We start from the raw sequence: 24,651 nt of genomic DNA, 5'->3' as shown, positions 1-24,651 counted from the left end.
TGATATTATGCTGACTTTACCCCTCAGTTCACTCCGCCAGCCGGCGGAAGCGTTAGAGGGGGCCTACATCCATTTTAATGCGCCTTTCTTATGAGCGTACAAAAACCCGGTAAATAATATAAAAAAGAAAATGGCGATCTCAACAAGCGCCATTATTCCAACTTTTTTTACAACAACGGCCCAGGGATAAACGAAGATCAATTCTACATCAAAGATCAGGAACAGAAGGGCGAACAGATAATAACCAACATTAAACTGATTCCAGGGCGAGCCTTCAGTAGGTATGCCGCATTCGTAGGGCTGGCCTTTTTGCGCATTCACCGATCCCCTTACCAAAAATTTTGATACGAGTATGCCGCCGGCCGAGAAAAGAATGGCAGCGAGGGTCAATACAAGGAGCGCAATTGGTCCCATATGGCGAATTTGAATGTAAGCGAATCGGCTGCTGATTCTAAATTTAGCATTTTTATTTCAAATGCAACATTTTGTATCTTAATTAACAGACGGGCTAACGGTTTCAGATTCAGTTGATGATACAACCGGCACAAAAAAATGGGTGCACGGCATTGCTTCGCCGCGAAGCATGGGACAACCTGATTTTGATTATAAGGTCAACACCCTGGTGAGAAAGGAGCAACGTCCTCAGGTCACTTATTTAACCTGCAAGCAGAGATTTTGCAGAAATATTTTGAAAATAAAATACAAAAGCCGAGTATTCCTGAGCCTCATCATTAACATCTGTATTTCGATCACACGTATGGTCATGCTCATTAACAGTGAGTTGCCTGGTCAATAGCTTTTTCCATATAGGAAAAGACAGCAGTACCGTAATACAATTTTTCCGGGCAATGTAAGCGAGAATTACTTTATGGTAAGAATTATATATTTCTTTAAGCATTGCGTGTGTTTCGGCTTCATTATGCACCTTTTCTATCTCCTGGATATTTATTTGATATTTTCCTCTTATTAATATGTATAACATTACCCAAAAGTTAAAACGGGGAAGCGCAATCAATGCTTTATCAATATTATTACTTAAGTGTATATACACTTTATTTTCCCTGTTTACTTCACCGGAAATTGCCAACCACGTAAGCTCGTCTTTTAAACGATCTAATTTATACTTTGCTTTTAAGGTTTCATTAGAAACCCACCAGCCACGAATAATCTGGTAAACAATAAATACCGGAATAATATAAAGAAGGATTTGTACCATTTGACTTACTTTATAAATCAATGCTTTTTTAATAACTTATTTTGTAACCGCTCTCTTTCATTTAAAAGTTCTGTTATTCTTTCCTCTTTTACCCTTATTCGAAGTTTATAATGATCATATTGGGCCAATAGAAGCACGACAAGACAGATAATAATTATACCCAGATAGAAGCTGGCTCCATTGCCCCATTTCACCAAAAAGAATTTATCAATAAACTCCTTGTGCTGGGCCGCTGTTCCTTTTACAATGAATAATGCTAAAAGAGAAATTACAACCGTACCGAAAATTCCTACCCTGGAAGCTAACTCAACTAAGTATACATCCCATCTGATTTTATTTCCTTTCGCCATCACTTACCATTTGATCACTGAATTTACTAAACAAATTAGCATCCAGCTCAACTCATCGTTGAATTCCAGTTATTTATTGATTATAATCAACTTCCCTGCTGCCTCACGTTTACCCGCATTTCAAAAACTTTTTAAAAACTTCCCCGGTGCTGTCACATTTTGCTGCGCTGTTTTGTTTTACTACCGGAAAACGATTCAAAACAATAAAAAAGATATGATCATGGAACAGAGAATTGCATTTAGCGACGCTAACAAAAGTTTATTTGAAGGCTTGTTCAAATCGGAAATGTACCTTAAAAAATCAGGGTTAGATCACAAGTTACTGGAGCTCATCAAGACCCGGGTGTCGCAAATTAATGGCTGTGCGTATTGCCTCGATATGCACTATAAAGACGCCGTTGCCATGGGCGAATCGGAACAACGGCTTTATTCTTTACCCGCCTGGAAAGAATGCCCGTATTATAGTGAAGCCGAAAGAGCAGCGCTTGCTTATGCGGAAGCAGTAACAAAAATACCCCAGCAGGAAGTTACCGATGACGTGTACAATACACTCAGCCAGTACTATAATAAGTCTGAAATAGCAGATCTCACCCTGGCTATCACCAGCATCAATACCTGGAACAGGTTCAATATCGCTTTCAGAACAACGCCCGGTGGTTATAAAGTTGGCCAGTTCAATTAATCATCAACTAATACCCATGTCGAAACCACCCAAAAAATGGAAGATGGCTGTCCTCATCTGGATGGCCATTTATCCTACCGTTACAGTAATAGCCATGCTCTTTGGCCATCATTTCTCGAAAATAAAACCGCTTCCATTGCAAACACTGGTATCTACGGCCATAGTAGTACCCATTGCCGTTTTTGCCGTGGTGCCGGCCATGCAACGATTATTGAATAACTGGCTGAGCAGATAACTGAAAACATAAAACATGAAAAGCATTATAACAGCATTTCTAATTCTTTCAACTATGACAACAGCAAATGCACAAACCTTTCACAATCCCGATGCCCTGTTCAATCCATCGCCCTATGGCTTTTCGCATGTGGCGGTAGTGCCCGGCGGCAGTAAATTAGTGTTTGTGGCCGGACAAGGCGGTGAAGAAAATAAAGAGGGAAAATTAAGCGCCGATTTCCGCACCCAGGTGCAACATTCACTGAATAATATTAAAATTGCGCTGCAAACGCAACAACTGTCAATGAGGTCGGTGGTTAAAGTAACCACGCTGGTGGTTGATCACAATGCGGAAAAACTGAACATCATTATTGAAGAGTTTAAAAAAATGTGGCCCGACAACCAATTTCCGGTCAACACATTGATCCCCGTTCCGCGGCTGGCATTGGATAATATGCTGGTAGAGATCGATGCGGTAGCCGTTACCAAATAGTTCATAAAAGCATATCAATTGGAAAATTATCAGCACATACTGTTCCCTTATGCCTACAATATTCTGGGAACGGCCGAAGATGCAAAAGATGCCATCCAGGATGTATTGTATAAATATGTAGCCGGTGGAAAAGATAATGTGGCAGACCCTAAGAATTATCTTATCCGCAGCGTCATCAATCAATCGATCACCATCAAAAACAAAAGAAAGAAACTGCAACTGGGCGATATGTGGCTGCCCGAACCGGTTGATACCGAAGAAGCCGATACCAATATCAAACTGAATGAAATTGTTTCATATTCGTTGCTGATATTGCTCGAACAACTGAATGCCAAAGAACGGGCTGTATTTATTTTAAAAGAAGCGTTTGCCTATTCGCATGAGGAAATTGCCGAAACGCTTTCCATTACGGTGGAGGGTTCCCGCAAACTGCTTAGCCGCGCCAAACAAAAGATAGATCAGGCGCATACCCCCGCAGCCGCCCCCAAAAAGGAAAATACCACACCGGATCTGCTCGAAAAATTCATGCATGCCATCAGAAGCCGCGATACAAAAACACTCGAAAGCGTGTTAACGGAAGATATCGCCTTCTATGCAGATGGCGGAAGCACATATAAAGTATTTAAGAAAACATGTACTGGCATACCCGAAGTGGCCGACACATTGATATTTGTTTTCCATAAATATGACAGCGGTTACACTGTGAAGGCCGGGGAAATTAATCATCAACCCGCTTTGCTGTTCTATGACGGCGATCAACTTAAAATATGCCAGGTTTTTGGAATTGACCCGGAAACCAACAGGATTTTCCAGATCAGTAATGTGCTTGACCCCGAAAAATTAAAGGCTATCGGCAGCAGATTGGCATAAGGTTTTGTAGCTTCATACAAAACAATACGCCATGACAATAGAACAAATTGCCAACCGCCTGGTTGAACTTTGCCGCAAAGGCGATTTTGAATCAGCCCAGAAAGAATTGTTTGCCAACGACGCCGTTAGCATCGAGCCGTATGAAACACCCGCCTTTGAAAAAGAAACAAAGGGTTTACCCGCTATTCTGGAAAAAGGGAATAAGTTTCAGGATATGGTAGAGACAATGCACAAACTGGAAGTGAGTGACCCGTTGATTGGCACCGGCGCCTTTGCCTGTACCATGCGCATGGATGTGTCGATGAAGGACAAACAACGCTGGGATATGACCGAAGTGTGCGCGTATGTGGTGAAGGATGGAAAGATCGTTTCTGAGCAATTCTTTGTATAGTAAAGCTTCTTAATGACAAGGGTGGCTCACCAAAAGGCTATCACCAAAAACAGCCATGCCGGCTGTTGAAATTTCGCTTTCATTTGTTGCAGGTGTTGATATGCAGATCAAAACTACCATGCTACAAAGGCCATTTGAAGGGTGTTTTAACGAATGCGGCATTTCGGTTATTGGACAGGGATGGTGGCTGTAAATGTTAAAAATAGCCAGGGAAGCATACGTGTTCCCTGGCTATTGCTTTTTAGTGTTTGATAATTTGTTTTGTTGTTACCGTATTCCCATTGCGCACTTCAACCTGGTAAATGCCAGTTGCCAATGATTGCAGGGAAATAGTTTGAATTGAAGCAGTGATGCTGCGTGTAAGTAACAGGTGGCCCTGTAGGTTGTATACTTTTACCAACGCGCCGGGCGCCACTTCACTTACCCGAATATTCAACAGATCTTTTACCGGATTCGGGAACAGCGCGATGTTGCCAGGTGCAGCATGGCGATTTACATTGTCAACCACCTCTACTGCGGTATGGGTAGCTACCCGCGCCTGATGCGCAGCAGTGGGCTCCGTACCGAAGATCAGTTGTCCCTTGTAATAAACGGTTATATGATCATTCACCGCTAACGGTGCAGGCGCTTTCCACGAATGGTCATTAGTAAACGTAAAATTCGACCAATCTGATTTTGCTATGCGGTATTGGATAGTACCGGTATTGCCAGCAGGGTACAGGTTACCAGCCGTTGGTTTAATTTTGATCTCAAAGTATTTATCGGCTCCTGTTGCAACAGGGCTTACCGCGTTGAAGCTGGTAATAATATTGCTGTTGCCCAGTTTCGCATAATCTACCCATGAATTCAATGCAGCTGTGCCATCGGCTGTAAACCAGTAACGAACGCTCAGGTCGCCATAAGCTACGGGCATATTGCCTTCGTTGTTGATGGTTAGCTCAGTGCTGATGGTATTGGCGCCACTGTTTCTGGTCAACGAGTAAACTTTCACCTTCACCCCGGGCGTTACGGCAGCAGGTTCTACACCCCATACCAGTTGCCCATTGCGGTACAAAGTAATGTGGCTGTTGCTCGCATAGGCACTGTTATTCACGTATGAATAGTCATCCGTTTCATTGAAGTTTGCCCAGTCGGTATTGGCAAAACGCGCCTGAATAACACCTGAATTACCACCGGCAGCGAGGTTGCCGGTTGATTGATCGAAACTATATTCGATATACCCATAAGCACCGGCCCGTGGCGTATCGAGCTGCACATATTTCATTTTCACTTTACTATTACCTATTTGCGCATAATCGATCCAGGTATTGATCCCGGCAAAGTTCTCCGCTGTGAACCAGTAACGGGCGGTTAACTCACTATAAGGTATAGCAGCCGATCCCTGATTTTCCAGTTTCAGGTACGGATTGATGCTGTTATTGGCAGTTTTTCCTTTATCGCCATCGAGCGATTGTACGGTTATCTTCAACGGAGTTATGGTAAGCGTGCGTGCAACTGGTGCTGCAGGCAGGTAAGCCGAATCTCCCGGTTGAGAAGCGGTAATGATCACGGTACCATCGCGATGAATTTTAACCACGCCATTATTATTGGTAGCGATGGTCGAATCGGAAATGATATAGGTAACAGGCAGGCCCGAGCTGGCGGTAGCATTGAGCACAATAGCTGCGGTATCGCCTAATAAAACAGCAGGCATTGAATCAAAGCTGATGCTTTGCGCAACATGGGGTAAGGTTTTCTTCAGATCTTCTACAGATCTCACGGTTTTTACCCACTCTATTGCATAGCTGGTTTCACCGGAAGTGATATCAGCCACTTTAAACTGGAAGGTAGTGAGCCTGGTACCCTTATCCTGCAGCAGTTTGGCAGCAGCAGCACCGAAACTGCCCCTGGTAAGGTCATAATAATAGATATCATCACCTATGATGCCCGTCCACTTATTGGCGCCATTGCCAAACGCACCCAGGTTGGTATCGAATGTGATATTGGCCACCTGTGGTTTTTTAACCCTGATGGCAATGATGGGATAATTGTAAGGTAACAATTTGGCACCGGCGGTTCTTTTCACATCGCCACGGCCTTTACCGTTCGATTGAGTTACCAGGGTAACTACCAGCCTGCCATTCTCAATGGTTGCAACCGAACCACTGGTTGCAGCAGCCCAGCCATCGCTGCTGCCAATGAAGTTGTCATCGATCAGGCCGCTGATGGTATCGCGAATGATGAGGGTACGCGCAACAGGGTTTGCTGGCTGGTAAGCAGTATCACCAGCTTGTGAAGCGGTGATGATTGCAGTGCCATCGCTTTTAACGATCACCCTATTGTTAACAATAGTAGCTATAGTAGTATCGGAAATGGTATAAGTAACCGGAAGGCCTGAGCTTGCGATAGCCTTCAACACAATAGCTGCAGTATCGCCCAGTATTGCAACAGGGATCGAATCGAATGTGATGCTTTGCGGCTTAAGCGGAGCTGGAGGTTCCTGCAGGTCAGCAACCGTTTTCACTGTTTTTATCCACTCTATTGCATAGCTTGTTTCACCAGAGGTAATATCTGCTACTTTAAACTGGAAGGTGGTTAACAGGGTTGACTTATCCATACTCAGCATGGTTGGTGTTGCACCAAACCCACCTTTGGTAAGGTCGTAATAATATATATCATCGCCTACTTTACCGGTCCATTTATTGGCGCCGTTTCCAAAAGCACCCAGGTTGGTATCGAATGTGATATTACCTGCCTGTGGCTTCTTGAACTTAATGGCAAAAATGGGGTAGTTGCCAGGAGCCAGTGTGGCGCCGGCGGTCCTCTTTGCATCGCCACGTCCTTTGCCGTTCGATTGAGTAACCAGGCTAACGATCAGTTTTCCGTCTGCTACACTGGCTGTTGACCCACTGGTAACCGCTGCCCAGCCATCGGCTGTGGCAGTAAAGTTATCATTGATCAAACCGGCAGTAGTATCAACCGGCGTTATAGTGCTGTCTTTAGGATAATCGGCTGCACTGTTCAGATAGAAGAACAAAGAGCCATATCCCGGATTGTCGGCACCGGCAGGCGCCCCTTCAGGCCCTGTGGCACTCATTACCTGTAAAGTCCAGGGCATTTGCAATCCCTTGCGAACCACATAATGGTTATACGCAATTTCAAATACCGGCCTGAACTGACCGCGACCATTTGAAGAAATTGCTTCGGGCGTGTAATCGCTATAGTTCTTTTCGCAATAATCGTAAGCTGTCTGGTAATCTACGGTGTTGCCAAGATTATATTTCGCGGTATACTCATAGCCGCGCATTATGGCATTACCTGAAGCAGCGTAGAGATCGATGCCCTGTTTAACACCCATTTCAGCCAGTTCGGCCATTGAGCCCAATGCCAGCATTACGTGAGGCTGGTCGCGATTGCTTTCCTGCAACTGGCCTGCAGCAGTCAATACATAATTATCGATGCTGCCATTACCTTCGCCATGGTAAAAGTACGTTACTACCCGGTTGAACATGTTGGTATCATTGCTGTAGATAGCGATTGCCATCAATGCTTTCATACAAATGATATCCCAGTTGCCATGTGAACAGGGTTTAAAGTTTTGCAGTACAGGGTAAAATACCTGCTTAAGCATGGTGGCGCATTGTTCCTGCTTTTCCACGGCCCATGCTGAATAGGTAGCACGCATAAGCTCGGCTGCATTGGCCAGCATAAAACCATACAGGCCGTTCAGTTCTGCATCACTACCGGTAATTCCGGTTGTGGCAGCGGCATAAGCATCGATTATTTCGATTGATTTTATGGCATGCGCTTCATTACCTGTGATGTTATACATGAGTGCATTGTAATAAGCTGCCAGAAAATCGGCTTCCACGCCATTTTTAATTGTACCGCCGCTTACACCATTTACCGTAACGCTGGCGTCGCGGGTAAGTAACTGGTATGGTCCTGCCATATTGTAAGAAGCAGAGGACCGGGTTGAACTTTGAAGCAACTGGTAGCTTTGGTAAGGACGGCCAAATTTGCCGGCCACAGCGCTTTTCATTCTTTGCAGGTCGGCCGTATTGTGCAATAACCCCGGATGCACAAATTGCCCGGTAAAAGAAAAAGAAGGCGGGTTATTAACGCCTACATACGCCCGCAGTTCTTCTGCCGACGTAAAGGTTTTGATCCAGTCTACCTCGTATTGAATATCATTCGCAGCAACTTCTGTGGAAGATAGTACCACATCTGCTATTTTAAACTGGAATGAGGTAAGGGTGGTAGCGCTGCCTTCAGCCAGTGCGGTAGTTCCAAGGGTACCCTTTGAAAGATCCCAATAATATACATTACCAGTGGCCGAAGCTATTTTGATAGCATTGTTATTGGTACCATTGAACGATCCCAGGTTGGTGTCGAAGAAATAGTTACACCTGGGGGGTTTGTTGAACTTGATGGCAACAATAGGATAGGCACTGCGGTTCAGCGTTATGCCGCCTGTTTTTTGAATGTCGCCGCGGTATTTGCCACTCGTCTGAAGGGCCATTGTTACCACAAAACGGCCATTCACAATTTGTCCTGCTGATCCGGCGGTAGCCGCTTTCCAGTTGTTGGTGTTGCCGGTTGAGAAATCATCATTGACCAGGCCGGTTTGCGCCCAGGATCGCTGCACAAAAAGCATGAGCGCAAAAATCAGGGTTGTGGTTTTGATCTTCATGGCGGCGGATCGCAGCCATTTTTGCTTCAACAGAAGCACATTGCTCGTAAGGGTAATCTTCATGTTTGTACGGTTTGGATATTTCATGGGGTTTAGAATTCATATGTTTACATTGTTCGCAACAATGTGACATTACGAAAACACAGCGGCCAGGCCTGTTGTCGGGTATAATGTCCGCCAGGTTAGCCGTAAGGGGTACTTCGGAATTAAATTTATTTTTTATTTGTGGCGGTCGCATAGGGGCAATGGCAGGCCCGATGTGGAATCCCGCCTTTCTTCCGGTTTTGAAAAAAACATGGCCCGACGCCGGTCAGCTCCCTGCTTCTTTTATCGTAGATCAAATGGGAGGTTATGGAAACAAAACGGTTGGGCTTGCCGGGATTATTCATAATTTCAATCCGATTAGCGGTATATGGCAATTATGGAGCTGGGACACATGACATCGCTAATTAATCAAGGCATGAGAAAAAATCAGTTTATATCATTAATTACAGCCGCTTTTCTTTGCACTGCGGCGTCTAATGCGCAAAACCCCGATGCGCGCTATTTTAATGAAATACCGCCCGGAAAAACACCCAGGGTATTTGCGCCGGGTATAGTGTCGAAAACAGACCAATTCGAATTTGGCGCCGTGTTTTCAAAAGACCTTAAGGAATTCTATTACGGTGTAGAGATCGATGGCAAAGCCGAAACACGGATGATAATATTTGAAAACGGAAGCTGGACGCCCCCGGTTACTATTCTTAGTCACAATGTTTATAGCTATAATGACCCGTTTTTGTCGCCAGATGAAAAGAAGTTATTTTTTATTTCCGATCAACCGCTAAATGGCCCGGGGCCTAAAAAGGATTATGATATCTGGTACATTGAGCGTCAGTCGGGCCATTGGTCTGAACCAATAAATGCCGGAAGCAATATTAACAGTGATAAGAATGAATATTACATCTCCTTTTCAAAAAATGGCACCATGTACTTTTCCTCCAATATGGGAGATAAGGAAGGAAAGAAGAATTATGATATATATTCCTCCGACTTTCGTTTGGGTAAATTTCAGCCTCCTGTTAAGCTATCTTCCGGTGTAAATTCATCTCATTACGAAGCCGACGTATTTGTATCACCAGATGAAACTTATCTGGTGTTTGCAACAAATCGTCCGGGAGGTTTGGGAAGCGGCGACCTGCATGTAAGTTTCCGCGAACCTGACGGCACCTGGTCGGTATCCCGCCCCATTGCCGCCATCAATACGAACACTAATGATTTTTGCCCATACGTGAGCCCGGATGGCAAGTACCTGTTCTATGCCAGCAGAGGGGATATTTATTGGGTTTCCACTGATGTAATTAAGAAGCTTCGATGAAAATAGACAGCGTATTATCGCACCGAATAAAATAATATCACCACTCCCGAACTAAAGATCTCCGTTTTCACCAGTTGCAGATCGAACAAACCGGCCAGCTCTTTAAACACCGGTTTACCGCAGCCGATCACAACCGGGTGAACCCACATCCTGAACTCATCAATAAGGCCGAGCTTTGCCAGTGCCGTTACTATTTTGCCGCTGCCATAAATGATCATATCTTTTCCCTCACGGCGTTTCAATTCACTTACCTCGTCGCCAATACTTCTTTTGGCCAGCCTGGCATTATGCCAGGTAACGGTTGACATTGTTTTTGAGAAAACCACTTTAGGGTAACTGTTCAGCATAGTGGCAAAATCGAGGTCTTCCCGCGGCCTGATCATATTCACCGGATCAGCATTCCAGTATTGCGCCATGCCCCTGTAGGTTATGCCGCCCAGCAAAATGGTATCGGCCCTGCTGAGCTGTTCCGCCGTTGCGCGCGCCATCTCTTCATTCCAGCTCCTGAAATGCCAGTCGAGCCCGCAATCTTTGGCCGCCATAAAGCCATCCAGCGTCACATTCATGGATACAATTACTTTCCGCATAGCGCACTACTTTTCCATTTAATTGTTGTTTAATGGTTTGCTGATACAAATGTATCGACGGTAATTAGGTTTGACGGAGTGTGAAAATGACTTCCTTGCGGGTTGTTCGCGACTTTATTGTTTCTTACCTTAGCGGGCAGGCAAAACGCTTAACGCGGAAGGCAAAACTGCAAAACGGGAAGTGTTTGAAAAGCAGGTTTTTGTATTTGCTTGCAGCGTGTGGCTTGCAGCGTACAGCTAATTACATAACGACAAATTGCTATATTATTATGAAGCATATCAGCATTCTTATTCCGCATGATGCGGTAATGGCAAGCATCGTTGACCCTCGCATCCTCTTCACCGGCGTAAATGATTTTCTTGAATCAACCGGCAAACCACCGGCATTCAAAGTGCAATTGGTGGGGCTCACCAGGGAAGTGCAGTTGCACAACGGCACTTTTACGGTTCATGCCGATGCATTGACAGGTGATATAAAAAAGACCGATCTCATTCTGGTGCCGGCCATTGGCGGCGACCTGAAAGCAGCAATAAAAAAGAATGAAGGTTTTCTTCCCTGGATCGTTGATCAATATCACAAGGGAGCAGAAGTTGGCAGTTTGTGCATTGGCGCCTTCCTGCTGGCGGCAACCGGCTTATTGAATGGAAAAGAATGCAGCAGCCACTGGCGCCAGGCCAATGAATTCAGGGAAATGTTCCCCGAAGTAACCCTCGTCGATGGCCGCATAGTGACCGAACAACAGGGATTATACTCCAGCGGCGGCGCTACCTCTTACTGGAATATGCTGCTGCACCTGGTTGAAAAACATGCCGGCCGTGAAATGGCCATTATGGCGGCCAAGGTATTTGCGCTGGAAATAGACCGCAAAACCCAGTCGCCCTTTATCATGTTCAACGGGCAGAAAAAACATGAGGATGAACCCATAAAACAGGCGCAGGAGTTTATCGAAAAGAATGTAATGGAAAGAATTTCGGTAGAAGAACTGGCCATAAAATACGCCATCGGCAAACGGCATTTTATCAGGCGCTTTAAAAAAGCCACCAATAATACCCCCATCGAATATATTCAGCGCGTAAAAATAGAGGCGGCAAAAAAACAACTCGAGAACAGCCGCAAGAATGTAAATGAAGTGATGTACGATGTAGGTTATTCCGATATCAAGGCTTTCCGCACCGTGTTTAGAAAGATCACCGGGCTCTCGCCTATCGAATACCGCAACAAATACAACAAAGAAGGCGTTGAGGTTTAACTTCGCCCCACGGCCTTTAAAATAAAATCAACAATAGGTGTTGGGTTGGCAAGGCTATGCGGGTGATGGTTCACGCCCGGTTTATGAATCACCTGTATGTTTCCGCCCAACGCCTGCATCTTCTGTTCAAAAATGGCGGTGTTCTCGCTCACCGGCACCACCTCATCGGCATCGCCCACCACATGCAGCACCGGGTAACCGCCTTTTACGATCTGCGCAACTTTATCAACCGGATTGCCTTTGAATGTTACAGCGGCTGAATCGCTTGTATAACCGTAATCTTTTTTAAAGGTGTCCCACTCTTTAGCGCTTCCTTTACTGCTGCCTTTGCCACCCGGCCAGCTTTTCAGATCCAGCACAGGCGCATCGACGTACACACACGCAACTTTTGCAGCATTTTGCGCCGCCCAGTTGTATACATACACCCCGCCGCGGCTAAACCCTTCCATACAGGCTTTCTTCGATAAACCTGCGCGTTGCAGGAATGCGTAATATTTATTCCAGGCAGCGATCGCTGCTGCATTGCCGAACAATTCGGCCACATCGCAATACACCACATGAAAACCCCGGTCGAGCAGCGCGATCTCTGTTTGCGGCTCTACGCCCCAGAACCGTGCACGCCAGATAAAAGGCCGGCCTTCGGCCGTGCGGCGCGGTTTTACAATTTTGGCCTTCCGGCCATTGAAAGTAAAATCGGCGCAATCATAACCATAAAAAGAAGAAACGGTAAAAGGCGATTTTATCTTTTTGAAGATATCGTAGTGTGCATCTCCCTTATTAATTACTGCTTCATACACTCTTTTGGCTAGAATGGCGGCGCCTGCTGCAGATGGATGCAGGCTGTCGGGAAACGCAGCCGCCATGCCGGTTGTAATGCTGTGCAGGTCGATCAGCTCCAGCTTCTCTTCAAATGCTACCTGCCGTATGCGCGGCCTGATCAGTTTTGCAATGGCCTGCTCAGTTTGCCGCATGGTATCGGCAAGGTAGGATGTTACCGGTAATAACAAAATAATACGGGGATGCGTTGGCAGCTGTTGAAATGAACGGATCAATGTTTTATAGTCTGCCATAAAACTATCGATCTGTAACCGGTAAGGCAGGCGGCTGTCGTTGGTGCCTAATTTTATCGTAACAATATCGGGTTCGCTTTTCAATGCTTCCCGGTAAGCAGGCGTGGCCATATACGATCTGTTGCAATCTTTGATCACCGTTCTGCCACCCACGCCAAAATTCTTTACCACATAGCCACCGCCCAGCAACTGCTGCAGTTGCGCCGGATAAGCTTCCGTTTTGGGATCAGCCAGTCTTGAGCCAGCCGTAATACTGTTGCCCACGCAGGAAATGCGCACAGCCTTTTGGGCAACTACCGCGGTTTGAATAAAAAGGAAAACGAAAAACAAACAATGGTTGGGCGTGATCTTTTTCATATGATGCCTGCTAAAATAAGGCATTTTTCCATTTCAGGTATTTCGCCCGCAGGCAATGCCCGCAGGGCCGGTAACCCGCAGCAATGGCTTCTGCTTCATTATGAAAAAAGACCCTGTTCTCCGCCTTCATTTTTTTGCCGGAACCGCAGGAAAGCGTGCCATAGATCTTTGCCGGCATATTCCCGCCCAATGTGATCGCTTTATTCCTGATGAGCCGGTGAACCGCAGCCTTTCTTTCAGCAACATCATTTCCCAGGTCGCGCTGCCTGATCATTATGGTTTCATTATCCTGAAAGTAAGGTTTACCCGCGGCGTGGTTATGCGTTTCGATTTCGGTAAACAATGCAGCCAGTACGTTTGCGTGGCGCCTTTCATCACCAGCAGGCTGCCATGCCCGAGCACCATCGATACCACTTCTTTTGTTTGTTTATGTTTGAACGAGAACTTACGCTCTGCCCCAAAACTAAAGGAAGCGATGGCCGAATTTTCGGCCAGCGTTTTTTCATCATCGCTGTGCCATGCCATGCCCTCTTCGCCATTATGGTACAGGTTCAACAAACAGGAATTGTACACCTCGCCCGTTCGCTCTTCTACCAGCGCTTTCAGTTCAAGCAATTCTTTTGTCCATTGTAAAGCCTGCCTGTTGATGTTCGAATAAGCGTAGTTATAATTCTCATCGCCGTACCAGGCCACTTTTCTTTTGGTGATGATATGCCTGCCGAAAATGACGGCTTCGTCGTTTTTCCACTCGATGGTGGTCAATAATTTTTCGAGGTAGTGATCTGCCTTCGTACGGGTCAATGGTTTGCCATAATAATTCACCGTACCGTCTTTGGGCAAATAGTTTATCGTTTCGTCTGTATGATTGCTGAACAGGTCCATGCTGACAAATTATTGTGCTGAAGAAAGTTTTGATGCCTCCCAACCGATCATGGCATTCTTGCGGGTGCTGCCCCAATGATAGTTGCCAAATTCACCGGTTGATTTTATTACGCGGTGACAGGGAATTAAAAAGGCAACCGGGTTAGCGCCTACCGCCGAACCTACGGCCCGCGATGCGAGGGGTTGGTTGAGTTTACCGGCCAGCCCCGAGTAAGTCGATAGCTCACCCATTGGGATCCGCAGCAGCGCCTCCCATACTTTTATCTGGAAGGGCGTTCCTTTCAAATGGAGTTTTATTTCGTGAAGTTTGTTCCAGTCCTGCGTAAAAATAAACAATGCGTTCTGCTGAATGGTGTCTGACAACTGCCGGTATTTTGCATTGGGGAACTGGTTCTTTAACTCCTGCAACGCCGCCTCTTCTTCCCCATCGGCAAATGCCATATAACAAATACCCTTGTGGGTGGAGGCTATGATGATAGTACCGAACGGACTTTCAGCAAAACTGTAATTGACAGCCAGTTGTTCGCCCCCGTTCTTATATTCCCCCGGTGTCATGCCTTCCACTTTTATGAACAGGTCGTGCAAACGGCTGGTGCCGGAAAGCCCCGATTCAAATGCAGCATCTACCAACGTCACCTCCTATCCTTTTTTCAGCACCTGTTTGGCGTGTTCGAGCGTAAGGTATTGCAGGAACTGTTTCGGCGTAACGCCGGCCCATTCCTTAAACATCCGCTGAAAATGAAAAGGGCTCACGTGCACATGTTCCGCCACGGTATCGAGCGATGGCTGATCCCTGAAATTATGCCGGTAAAAGTCGATGGCTTCCGCTATGCGGTTGTAATTTATTTCCTCCTGCTTTTCCATAAACTCAATTTTATACCGCAAATCTCTCCCCTGGCAGCGGGTTGTACAACCCGGTTCTTGCGCTGTTTTTCTGATCCTTAACGAATTCAAAATCAATACCAGACAGATTAGTCTGTATACACATAAAAGATATGGTTATTTTTGCCGGTATGAAGGTACATGAATCCAATCCAAAAGAGCGCATAATGCAAACGGCCACCCGGTTATTTCACCAACAGGGGTACCAGGCCACGGGTATAAACCAGGTTATAAAAGAAGCCGATGTGGCAAGGGCCAGCCTGTACCAGCATTATGAGTCGAAGGAGAAATTGTGCATCGCGTACCTGAACCGCCGCCACGATCACTGGTTTACCAAATTAAAAAAACAGGTTGACCGTGCCGATGATCCCCAAAAGAGGATCCTGGCCGCCTTCGATTTTATTCACGCCATGAATAAGGAAGAGAACTACCAGGGTTGCGCCTTTCTGAATATGCTGGGTGAAATCAGCGATAAAGAAAAAGAAATACTCGACATTATCCAGAACCATAAGATCGATGTTCGCAAATACCTCGGCAGCCTGATCACCGGCGATAAATCGATCAAAGATCACATATACCTTCTCTTTGAATCGGCCATCATGGAAAGCAAATTGTTCCGCAGCCAGTGGCCGGTGAATGAATGCAAAAAGATAGTCAGCCGGATGCTGAAGGCTGAAGGCTAAAGGCGGAAGGCTAAAGGCGGAAGGCTGAAGGCTGAAGGCTTAACGCAAAACGCTTAACGCGAAACGCGGAAGGCAAAATGAGGAACGCAAAACGCTGAATGCAAAATGCGGAAGACAAAATGCGGAACGCGAAACGCTGAACGCTTAACCCGGAACGCGAAATGCGGAAGTCAAAATGCAGAACGCGGAACGCGGAGCGCCTAACCCGGAACGCGAAACGTGGAGCGCCTAACACTTAATGCAAAACGCGAATGCAAAACGCAAAATGCGAAATGCAAAATGCTTCACGCGGAAGGCCCCGGGGCGGAGGGCAAAACGCTTTTGCCACGCGGATGCCTCACGCACGCTACAAAACTTTCACAATGTTTGCTACTCTCCAATTTCCTTTTAAAAATACAGTTTTTATTAAAATAGACAGATCGGTCTATTCGTTTAATAAAAACCGCTTATCTTTGTTGTATCACAAGCACCACTAAAAAAAATTTATGAAACAAAGACCACCGCTGCCGCCATTTACGTATGAAACCGCCATACAAAAAGTGCAACTCGCCGAAGACGCCTGGAACAGCAAAGACCCGAACCGCGTATCTCTCGCCTACACCGTCGATACCGAATGGCGGAACCGCGATACATTCATCAATGGCCGGGAAGAAGTAGTAGCCTTTCTGACCAAAAAATGGGAAAAAGAACTGGATTATAAACTCAAAAAAGAGCTGTGGAGTTATACCGGCAACCGCATCAGCGTCAGGTTCGAATACGAGTGGCACGACCACCAAGGCAACTGGTTCCGCTCTTATGGAAATGAGCAATGGGAGTTCAATGCCGACGGACTGATGCAGCGCAGATACGCGTCAATAAACGATGTACCCATCGACAGTAAAGACCGGAAGTTCATTTGACGTTAGAATATGATTAAATAATGCCCAATGGGACGTGCCGCCGGCTCTCTTTAGCGTAAAATGGCCAAATTTTTGCAAATATTTCGCAATATATTACATGAAACGGGGTATCCGGATCAGGTAAAAAATAGTAACTTCCAAACCCCTGGCCCCAACGGAGCCCCAGGCTTTTACGTAAAAGAAAACAAATAAAATATATGAAATTCAGCTTGTCGGTTTTATCAGTGCTTTTTTCAGCAACTGTAATGGCACAACCAACATTGGTAGAAAGATTCCAGAAGATCGGAACAGTTCAACAGGCGCAACAATTTGTAGATGCTAACCCGGAGATCAAACCCGCCATACTTAAGCTCACGTATGGCAAAGACACAACGCTTATTGACAAGCGGCTGTTAAGACAAAAACAAGGCGATATCTTTTCCGTAGGCTACGTTACCTACAAAGTGGTTGAAGCAAAAGAGGCGGTTGCTTACCGCGCCAGCTACATTTTCCTCGATGGCAGCTCATTATCCCCTTCAGAGATCGACAGCATGAAAAAGCTGATCGTTGCAAAAATAAATGCAGGAGAGTCGTGGGATAAACTGAGCGACCAGTACACTATGGATGGCAATACGACCAGGGGTGATACCGACTGGTTCTTTGGCGAACTGATGTTTCCGAAAGAAGTGCAGGACGCTGTTGCCGCCCATAAAAAAGACGAGGTTTTCTTTGTAGATGTATCTGAGCGCAACTGGCATTATATTATCAAAAAAACACACGACGACAAAGTGCAGAAAGATATCGTGGTGCTGCGGGCAAACGGGCGATAGATCCTGTTGAAGACATTATAGTGTTCCTGCCGGATTATCATGTAAATGAACTTACACGATAAAAACCGGCAGGAATTTTTCTTTTATACACATTATAGCCTAATTTAGGGCCTGCCGCATCGTGGCACACTCCAACTTCAATTCTACAAAAATAATTATCGGCATAACCCGTTAGTATTGTGGCGCCTCGCGCTGCCATGACCCTTTATTAATCTTATTGAACATGCAATTTTTACAACACAACAGCCAGCCATTTTTAAAAAGCATTTTTACCGGGCTATTGATTACCACCACCTGTTTCGTTGGTTCGGCACAATTGCCGGCAGACGAAATAAAACCCATTCTTGAAAAAGAAGTATACCAGAAAAGAAGTCCGGGTATTATCGTTGGCACCATAGATGCCACGGGAAAACGTCAGATAGTTGCGGCGGGTACCTGGAAAGAAAAGGGCCAGGTGCTGCCCGATGAAAAAACCATGTATGAAATAGGCTCCATAACCAAGGTGTTTACATCGTTGTTACTGGCCGATATGGTATTGAAGAAACAGGTCAATCTCGATGATCCTGTTTCGAAATATCTGCCTGCCAGCGTTCAGGTGCCTGTGATAAAAAACCAGCCGATCACCTTACTGCATTTAGCCAACCATTCCGTAGGCTGGCCCCGCATGCCCGATAATTACGATCCTAAGAGCCTCGACAACCCATTTGCCGACTATACCATTGAACAAACCTACGATTACATCAGCAGGGCTACATTCGATTATGCACCCGGCACCTGGTTCAAATACAGCAATGTCGGTTATGGATTGCTGGGACATATACTTTCGCAGGTGGCGGGCAAACCCTATGAAACCCTGGTGAAAGAAAGAATATGCACGCCGCTCAACATGCCCAATACCACCATTACGTTGGCGCCCGCCCAAAAAGCAGTGCTGGCAATGGGTCATAATGAAACCGGTACTGCCGTTGAAAACTGGGATATGCCGGCCATCGCCGGTACCGGCGCACTGCGGTCGAACATCAACGATCTGCTCAACTTTGCAGGCGCCAACTTAGGCATCATAAAGACAGACCTGTACCCTGCCATGCAACTGGCGCATACTCCCCGCATCTCAAAAAGACCTGACGATGGAGAAGTAACACTGGGCTGGACGCTGGTAAAATCGAAAGAAGGCGATGAATACTTATGGAAAGACGGTACAACCGCCGGTTATCGATCTATCATGTTATTGAACCGCACCAAAAAAACAGGCGTTGTGATCCTGGCGAACACGCTAAACCCGATAAACGATCTGGCTTATCATATTTTAGCACCTACAGTTCCCGTAAAACCGTACCGGTATATCTGGGCGCTGCACGATCTCGTTTTGGAGACAGCCAAAAAAAAGAACGTCGATAAAGCCATTGAAGAATACAAAACGATGAAGGTAAGCCGCAGCCCGGGGCTGATCTTTGATCCGGCCCAGTTGAATTATGTGGCCAATGATCTGCGGATCGCAAAAAAAATGAGCGCAGCCATTAAAATATTGGAGTTGAACGCACAGGAATATCCCGACAACTCAATGGTTTTTGAAACCCTTGGCGAATACTACAAACGCAGCGGCAAAAAGAAAGAGGCTATGGAAGCTTTTGAAAAAGCGGTAGCATTAGATGCAAAGAATGAACACGCGAAGTGGCTGCTGGAAAAAACAAAAAACTAATTGCTAATGTGCTGATGTGTTAATATGCTAATTGAAAGGCCGCCATTGGCGGCCTTTTCTGTATTAATTATCGAATTAGCACATTAGCTAATTAGCCTATTCTCCATACACCGCATCCCTGAAGCTTTTATGCAATTTTACTCTATCGAAGGGAACAAGTTGCGTAAATAATACTGCTGTAAGTTCATTGGCCGGATCAACCCAGAACATGGTGCTGGCGGCGCCATCCCAGAAATATTCTCCCACTACGCCATTGTTCTCGTCCTTTGTTGCAGGCGGCTGCGTACGCACGGCAAAATCAATTCCGAAACCAACCCGCCCTTTACTGGGCAGCCACATGCGTTTTGAAATGGTATCGCTTAAATGATTGGTCGACATCAGTTGTACTGTTTCGGGTTTCAATACCCGTACTTTTCCCAGCTTTCCTTTGTTTACCAGCATTTGAGTGAACTTCATATAATCATCGAGGGTAGATGTGAGGCCCCAGCCGCCGGGTTTCAAAGCCCAGTTCTTTGTATTGAACCCATTGGCGCGTTCATCGGGAACGCGGTTCAATGTTTTATCATCGCTACGGTCATACAAAGCCGCAAAACGTGCATGGTCACTCTCAGCAAGCACATAGCGGGTGTTTGTCATTTTAAGCGGATCGAAGATCTTTTCCTTTATGTATTGATCAAATGGCTTGCCTGAAAGCCGTTCAACCAGGTACGCCTGTACATCCACACAGGGACCATACGACCATTCATCGCCGGGGTGAAATGCCAGGGGCAGGCCGGCCAGTTTCTTTGCCATTTCACTGAGCGTGTTGGCCGGGTTCATGTAATCGGCTTCTTTCACCAGTTTGGCCAGCGCGGGAATTTCCATGCCGGCAAAACCTGCAGTATGGCGCGTTATATCGCGAATGGTTATTGGCCGTTTGGCCGGCTCCAGTATCAGGTTACCGCTGGCATCTACGCCTTTGTACACTTTCATGTCGGCAAATTCAGGTGCGTATTTCGAAAGCGGTTCATCGAGCTGAAAAGCGCCTTTTTCATAAAGCGTCATAAGCGCCACCCCCGTCACCGGTTTGGTCATGGAAAAAATGCGCACGATGGTGTTGCGGTCCATGGGTTTATTGGCTTCACGGTCTGCCAGGCCAAAGGAATTGTAGTAAACTTCTTTTCCCCTTTCAAAGATCAGGGCCGAAACACCGACTATTTTACCTGAATCGATAAAACGCTTCAGGGTAGCGTCTATACGGTCTTTCACCGCCGCGGAAACAATCGGCGCCGGTTTGTATTGAACGGAAGAATTTGTTAATTGAAATGCACTGACAATAAGGAGGACAGGCAGCAAGACAAGGATCGTTCGTTTCATAGCAATAATTTTTAATCTATGTGAATAGCTTTACAGCTCCTGAATTTAAAGAATGTTCAGGAGATGTGGTGATCCTTTTATACCAGAGGTTGATTGTGTTTTTGCATAGAGGCCATCTTCAGTTGTTGCATTTTCTGCAACTACTCAATTTAGTTGTACAATTTTACAACAGCCATGACATTCTATTCGAACCATTTCATTTGGGTAAACAGTTGCCGCCGTTATGTCAGTAAATCCGGAAATTCCGGATTTACTTTTACCTGAACTGTTGCACTTTTTGCAACAGTTCAAAGTTTTCTGTTACTGAGATAGGATAAATATTATTCCCACCACTGCGAACTATATTTGGCTACTTCCGTCGGTACGCCGGGTTGGGGAAGAAATAAGGGAATGCCCTTTGCCAATGACAGCTCCAGCAATCTTTGCACCGGTTCATTCCAGGGATGCAAGGCCAGGTTGAAAGTGCCCCAGTGGATGGGCATCATCAGTATTCCTTTCAATGCCTGATGCGCCATTACCGCATTATCCGGACCCATATGTATATCGGCCCAGTCCCGGTTATAAGCGCCCACTTCCAACATGGTGACATCGAACGGACCGAACGCTTCGCCAATTTCGGTAAACCCTTCATACCAACCGGAGTCGGCTCCATAGTAGATGTTATGCGCAGCCGTTCTTATGGCAAATGACGACCACAGGGTTTCAAACCGGTTGGTTAAACTGCGGCCCGAAAAATGGCGGGCAGGCAAGGCTGTTATCGTACAGCTATTCCTGATCGTGGCCTTATCCATCCAGTTCATTTCCGTGATCCTTTCCTTTTGTATGCCCCAGGCCTGCAGGTATTGCCCCACACCTATTGAACAATAGAAAGGTACATTGGAAGAAGCAAAATGCGGTATTACATGTTTATCGAGGTGATCGTAATGATCGTGTGAAATGATGATCGCATCCAGCGGCGGCAGTTTATTGAGATCCAACGGCGCCGGGAAAAAACGCTTCGGACCGATAAAAGCTGAAAAGGAGGCGCGGCTGCTCCAAACCGGATCGGTCAGTAATCGCAATCCATCCACTTCTATCAACAGGCTTGAATGCCCTACCCAGGTAATGCGCAATCCGGAAACAGGCGGCTGCGCGTATATTGTCGCATCTGTCGTAAACGGACCCAGTTTTCGTTTAGGTGTTGTTTCCGCCTTATTGGTCATATACTTCCATAATACGCCCCATAATGATCCGGTGCCCACACTGGTGGGAACTGGGTTCAAATACTTTTTTCCTTGTTTTACCGCCGGATGCAAATATTTCATATAGGTGTATTATCGGTATGTAAAGTAAGCTAAATAGGGAAAACGTGTACCACACCCCGGAGGAGTGGCACACTTACTACAATCGCGGGTCAACCGGTTCGCTCTCCAGCGCCAGTACGCCAAATACACATTCATGCACGCGGCGCAACGGCTCCTTTTTAATGAACCGCTCCAACGCTTCCACCCCCAATGCAAATTCACGAATGGCCAGCGATCGCTTCGCATTCAGCCCTCTTTGTTTTAACCGGTTAAGGTTCGATGGCGTTGTATATTCCGGTCCATAAATGATACGCAGGTATTCCTGCCCGCGGATCTTGATGGCCGGCTGCACCAGGCCTTTGTTATTGGTATGTATATACTGAAATGGTTTTACCACCATGCCCTCGCCGCCTTTGGCGGTCAATGACAGCCACCATTCGGTAGCCTCCTGTATACTGTTCTCATCGTTCAGGTCAACGATCCGGTAGGGCGTTGCCAGCATCACCGCTGAATCGGCCTCACAGATCTGTTGTATGTTTTCCATATGCCATTCATGACTTTGATCGACCCAGGTTTTACCTTCGGTGGCCAGAATATGAAATGGCGCCAGCTTGTAATCGGTGAGCGCATGCACCGGCCAGCAATAGCGGCGGTAGGCATCGATGAACTGAGTGGCCTGTGCTTTCTTCACCTGGTATTTTTCCAGCAATGGCAAGGCCGCTTCATTCGTAGCCGCCGCTTTTACCAACGCTTCTACCGCACTGTTCAAACCTTGCGTTGCAGCAGCGCCTACCGAACCGTATTGCGTTTCGAGCAGGCTTTGCGCTTTGGCGCTCCAGGGCATCAACTCGGTATCCATACAAACCCAACTGGTTTGAAAGCGGTCGTAAAAACCTGATTTCTCCAATGCATCATTCACCAGCAACAGGAAATCCTGTTCTACTTTCTTATCATTAAAATAATTCCTGCCGGTACGGGTATATACAATGCCAATGCCTTCGTTGGCTATTCCAAATGTTTTATGAATGGCTTCTTCATCGCGGCCAACAATTACAATGGCCCGCGAGCCCATATGTTTTTCTTCACAGATCACCTTCTCAACCCCAACATTCTTATAGTGATCAAATGCTTCCGCAGGATATTCCAGGTAACCATCGAGTTTACTGGTTTCCGACGGACTCATCGTTGGCGGCAGGTAGATCAGCCATTTGGGGTTGATGGCAAACCGGCTCATCACCTCCAGCGCAGCAATTGCATTATCTTCACGTATGGTAATGTTATGGCCGTAAGTGGTGGATATAATATGTTTACCGGCTACATCCTCCAGGTCAAGCACATCATCGTGCAGTTGTTGCAACGAAAGCAGGTTACCGGTTTTTTTATGCAACGGCCTTTTTGAAACGGCGTATTCACGCGCAGCCGGAACCGACATCAATTCCTTCTCCGGGTAACGCAAAGCCGTCAGTTTTCCGCCAAAAACGCAACCGGTATCTATATCGATGGTGCGGTTCAACCATTGCGGTTCGGGTACGGGCGTATGTCCGTATACCACCATGGCTTTGCCTTTATACTCTGCGGCCCAGTTATACCTGACCGGTAATCCGAATTCATCAATTTCACCGGTGGTTTCGCCATACATACAAAACTCGCGCACGGCGCCGGAACCGCGGCCATGCATTTCTTCCCGCAAACCGGCATGGGCCACCACCAGGTTACCGCCATCGAATACATAATGGCTGATCAACCCGTCGATGAATTTCTTTACATCGTTCCTGAATGCAGGCGTTTCCTTATTCAACTGGTCAATAGATTCCTGCAAACCATGCGCAATGGTCACATCTCGCCCATTCAGCCATTTCATTAATTTATAATCATGGTTACCGGGCACACAAAAAGCAAGCCCTGCATTCACATGGTTCATCACCAGGCGCAATACCTCCGGCGTTTTGGGGCCGCGGTCAACCAGGTCGCCCACAAATACCAGCTTACGGCCGGCCGGGTGTTTATACAGGCCGTCTGCAAGTTCATAACCCAGTTTATTTATCAATAACACCAGCTCATCATAACAACCATGCACATCGCCAATGATATCGAACGGACCGCGCTCCTGTTTTTTATTATTATACAGCGGATCACGGATAATGTTTTCGATGGCATCCACCTCTTCAGGAGTACGGAACTCAATGATATTTCTAAACCCTTCCAGTTTTAAATGCCGCAGGCTTCTTCTGAGCTGGCTGATCTGTTGTGGAATTACGTGTTTGCCCATATCGCGGTCTGTGCGCAGGACATTGCGGGCGCTGCACAATTTCTCGGGCATATTGATCACAATGGCCGTTGGCAGCACATGGTATTCCCTTGCCAGCCGTACCCAGTCTTTCCGTCCGGCTTCCTGTACGTTGGTGGCGTCGATCACCGTTAGCAACCCGGCCTTCAATCTTTTAGCGGTAATAAAACGCGCTACATCGAATGCATCTGCCGATGCTTCGAGACTGTTCTCATCATCGCTGATCATGGCGCGGCAATGATCGGAAGAAACGATCTCCGTTGCTTTAAAGAACTTCCGTGCAAAGGTTGATTTACCCGAGCTGGAAGCCCCGATCAGCACCACCAATGATAATTCAGGAATGTGTATATTTCTGTTCGTCAT

General features: G+C 46.4%; 24 protein-coding genes. 11 read left to right on the top strand and 13 right to left on the bottom strand.

Features of this window, described 5'->3' with window-relative positions:
• Positions 1 to 63 precede the first annotated feature (63 nt).
• The 3 genes from A4R26_RS26175 to A4R26_RS26165 all read right to left on the bottom strand — a co-directional run bounded on the left by A4R26_RS26175 (position 64) and on the right by A4R26_RS26165 (position 1,566).
• Positions 64 to 414: an NADH-quinone oxidoreductase subunit A gene (locus A4R26_RS26175; RefSeq protein ID WP_081169478.1), complete on the bottom strand. Its 351-nt coding sequence runs from the start codon at positions 412 to 414 to the stop codon at positions 64 to 66.
• A 241-nt stretch (positions 415 to 655) separates the two neighbouring features.
• Positions 656 to 1,216, bottom strand: coding sequence for a hypothetical protein (locus A4R26_RS26170; RefSeq protein WP_081169477.1), 561 nt, complete (start codon positions 1,214 to 1,216; stop codon positions 656 to 658).
• A 17-nt stretch (positions 1,217 to 1,233) separates the two neighbouring features.
• On the bottom strand, positions 1,234 to 1,566 hold the full coding sequence (locus A4R26_RS26165) for a hypothetical protein (RefSeq protein ID WP_081169476.1): 333 nt from the start codon (positions 1,564 to 1,566) through the stop codon (positions 1,234 to 1,236).
• Positions 1,567 to 1,786: 220 nt separating this feature from the next.
• On the opposite strand from A4R26_RS26165, the gene A4R26_RS26160 reads away from it, so the two are divergent.
• Genes A4R26_RS26160 through A4R26_RS26145 form a run of 5 tightly spaced genes read left to right on the top strand, consistent with a single transcriptional unit; the run spans position 1,787 to position 4,215 of the window.
• Positions 1,787 to 2,248, top strand: coding sequence for a carboxymuconolactone decarboxylase family protein (locus tag A4R26_RS26160; protein WP_081169643.1), 462 nt, complete (start codon positions 1,787 to 1,789; stop codon positions 2,246 to 2,248).
• A gap of 16 nt (positions 2,249 to 2,264) precedes the next feature.
• On the top strand, positions 2,265 to 2,483 hold the full coding sequence (locus tag A4R26_RS34670; RefSeq protein ID WP_133054782.1) for a putative antibiotic biosynthesis monooxygenase: 219 nt from the start codon (positions 2,265 to 2,267) through the stop codon (positions 2,481 to 2,483).
• Between the two features lie 54 nt (positions 2,484 to 2,537).
• Positions 2,538 to 2,954, top strand: a complete 417-nt coding sequence (locus A4R26_RS26155) for a RidA family protein (protein WP_207625822.1) — start codon at positions 2,538 to 2,540, stop codon at positions 2,952 to 2,954.
• Positions 2,955 to 2,972: 18 nt separating this feature from the next.
• Positions 2,973 to 3,824 (top strand): sigma-70 family RNA polymerase sigma factor, encoded by an 852-nt coding sequence (locus A4R26_RS26150; RefSeq protein ID WP_081169474.1) that lies wholly within the window; start codon positions 2,973 to 2,975, stop codon positions 3,822 to 3,824.
• 31 nt (positions 3,825 to 3,855) lie between these two features.
• A complete protein-coding gene (locus A4R26_RS26145) occupies positions 3,856 to 4,215 on the top strand; it encodes a SnoaL-like domain-containing protein (RefSeq protein ID WP_081169473.1) in 360 nt (119 codons plus the stop codon).
• 241 nt (positions 4,216 to 4,456) lie between these two features.
• On the opposite strand, the gene A4R26_RS26140 is transcribed toward A4R26_RS26145, so the two are convergent.
• Positions 4,457 to 8,950, bottom strand: a complete 4,494-nt coding sequence (locus A4R26_RS26140) for a DUF4979 domain-containing protein (protein WP_165760418.1) — start codon at positions 8,948 to 8,950, stop codon at positions 4,457 to 4,459.
• A 397-nt stretch (positions 8,951 to 9,347) separates the two neighbouring features.
• Here A4R26_RS26140 and A4R26_RS26130 point away from each other — a divergent pair, with 397 nt between their 5' ends.
• Positions 9,348 to 10,244: a TolB family protein gene (locus A4R26_RS26130; protein WP_081169470.1), complete on the top strand. Its 897-nt coding sequence runs from the start codon at positions 9,348 to 9,350 to the stop codon at positions 10,242 to 10,244.
• A gap of 14 nt (positions 10,245 to 10,258) precedes the next feature.
• Here A4R26_RS26130 and A4R26_RS26125 read toward each other — a convergent pair whose 3' ends face one another.
• The gene (locus tag A4R26_RS26125; protein WP_081169469.1) at positions 10,259 to 10,831 is read right to left on the bottom strand and encodes a dihydrofolate reductase family protein; all 573 of its coding nucleotides are present in this window, start codon (positions 10,829 to 10,831) and stop codon (positions 10,259 to 10,261) included.
• A gap of 269 nt (positions 10,832 to 11,100) precedes the next feature.
• On the opposite strand from A4R26_RS26125, the gene A4R26_RS26120 reads away from it, so the two are divergent.
• Positions 11,101 to 12,081 carry a GlxA family transcriptional regulator gene (locus A4R26_RS26120; RefSeq protein ID WP_081169642.1) on the top strand — a complete coding sequence of 327 codons (981 nt, stop codon included), beginning with the start codon at positions 11,101 to 11,103 and terminating at the stop codon, positions 12,079 to 12,081.
• Here the strand turns inward: A4R26_RS26120 and A4R26_RS26115 are convergent.
• From A4R26_RS26115 to A4R26_RS35715, 5 genes are read right to left on the bottom strand one after another with little or no spacing between them, the layout of a single operon-like run.
• Complete coding sequence (locus A4R26_RS26115; protein WP_081169641.1) at positions 12,078 to 13,508, bottom strand: GDSL-type esterase/lipase family protein; 1,431 nt, start codon at positions 13,506 to 13,508, stop codon at positions 12,078 to 12,080. The genes A4R26_RS26120 and A4R26_RS26115 overlap by 4 nt on opposite strands.
• 10 nt (positions 13,509 to 13,518) lie before the next feature.
• Positions 13,519 to 13,782, bottom strand: coding sequence for an Ada metal-binding domain-containing protein (locus tag A4R26_RS26110; RefSeq protein WP_081169468.1), 264 nt, complete (start codon positions 13,780 to 13,782; stop codon positions 13,519 to 13,521).
• A complete protein-coding gene (locus A4R26_RS26105; RefSeq protein ID WP_081169467.1) occupies positions 13,782 to 14,390 on the bottom strand; it encodes an alpha-ketoglutarate-dependent dioxygenase AlkB family protein in 609 nt (202 codons plus the stop codon). The genes A4R26_RS26110 and A4R26_RS26105 overlap by 1 nt, the downstream gene beginning before the upstream one ends.
• Before the next feature lie 9 nt (positions 14,391 to 14,399).
• Positions 14,400 to 15,026 carry a methylated-DNA--[protein]-cysteine S-methyltransferase gene (locus A4R26_RS26100; RefSeq protein ID WP_242675023.1) on the bottom strand — a complete coding sequence of 209 codons (627 nt, stop codon included), beginning with the start codon at positions 15,024 to 15,026 and terminating at the stop codon, positions 14,400 to 14,402.
• 3 nt (positions 15,027 to 15,029) lie between these two features.
• A complete protein-coding gene (locus A4R26_RS35715; RefSeq protein ID WP_242675022.1) occupies positions 15,030 to 15,254 on the bottom strand; it encodes a helix-turn-helix domain-containing protein in 225 nt (74 codons plus the stop codon).
• A gap of 149 nt (positions 15,255 to 15,403) precedes the next feature.
• Here A4R26_RS35715 and A4R26_RS26095 point away from each other — a divergent pair, with 149 nt between their 5' ends.
• The 4 genes from A4R26_RS26095 (at position 15,404) to A4R26_RS26080 (ending at position 19,362) form a co-directional block, all read left to right on the top strand.
• Positions 15,404 to 15,955: a TetR/AcrR family transcriptional regulator gene (locus tag A4R26_RS26095; RefSeq protein ID WP_081169640.1), complete on the top strand. Its 552-nt coding sequence runs from the start codon at positions 15,404 to 15,406 to the stop codon at positions 15,953 to 15,955.
• Positions 15,956 to 16,440: 485 nt separating this feature from the next.
• Entirely contained in the window at positions 16,441 to 16,854 is a 414-nt protein-coding gene (locus tag A4R26_RS26090) for a nuclear transport factor 2 family protein (protein WP_081169466.1), read from the top strand.
• A gap of 197 nt (positions 16,855 to 17,051) precedes the next feature.
• Entirely contained in the window at positions 17,052 to 17,663 is a 612-nt protein-coding gene (locus A4R26_RS26085) for a hypothetical protein (RefSeq protein WP_081169465.1), read from the top strand.
• 223 nt (positions 17,664 to 17,886) lie between these two features.
• A complete protein-coding gene (locus A4R26_RS26080; protein WP_081169464.1) occupies positions 17,887 to 19,362 on the top strand; it encodes a serine hydrolase domain-containing protein in 1,476 nt (491 codons plus the stop codon).
• A gap of 96 nt (positions 19,363 to 19,458) precedes the next feature.
• Here A4R26_RS26080 and A4R26_RS26075 read toward each other — a convergent pair whose 3' ends face one another.
• From A4R26_RS26075 to A4R26_RS26065, 3 genes are all read right to left on the bottom strand, one after another.
• Positions 19,459 to 20,718 (bottom strand): serine hydrolase domain-containing protein, encoded by a 1,260-nt coding sequence (locus tag A4R26_RS26075; RefSeq protein ID WP_081169463.1) that lies wholly within the window; start codon positions 20,716 to 20,718, stop codon positions 19,459 to 19,461.
• A gap of 320 nt (positions 20,719 to 21,038) precedes the next feature.
• Positions 21,039 to 22,022, bottom strand: coding sequence for an MBL fold metallo-hydrolase (locus tag A4R26_RS26070; RefSeq protein WP_081169462.1), 984 nt, complete (start codon positions 22,020 to 22,022; stop codon positions 21,039 to 21,041).
• A 76-nt stretch (positions 22,023 to 22,098) separates the two neighbouring features.
• Positions 22,099 to 24,651: a polynucleotide kinase-phosphatase gene (locus tag A4R26_RS26065; protein ID WP_081169461.1), complete on the bottom strand. Its 2,553-nt coding sequence runs from the start codon at positions 24,649 to 24,651 to the stop codon at positions 22,099 to 22,101.

It is taken from the genome of Niastella populi (genome assembly GCF_002078015.1).
GTDB classification, from domain to species: domain Bacteria; phylum Bacteroidota; class Bacteroidia; order Chitinophagales; family Chitinophagaceae; genus Niastella; species Niastella populi.
This window is presented reverse-complemented; position numbering and strand designations above follow the sequence as displayed.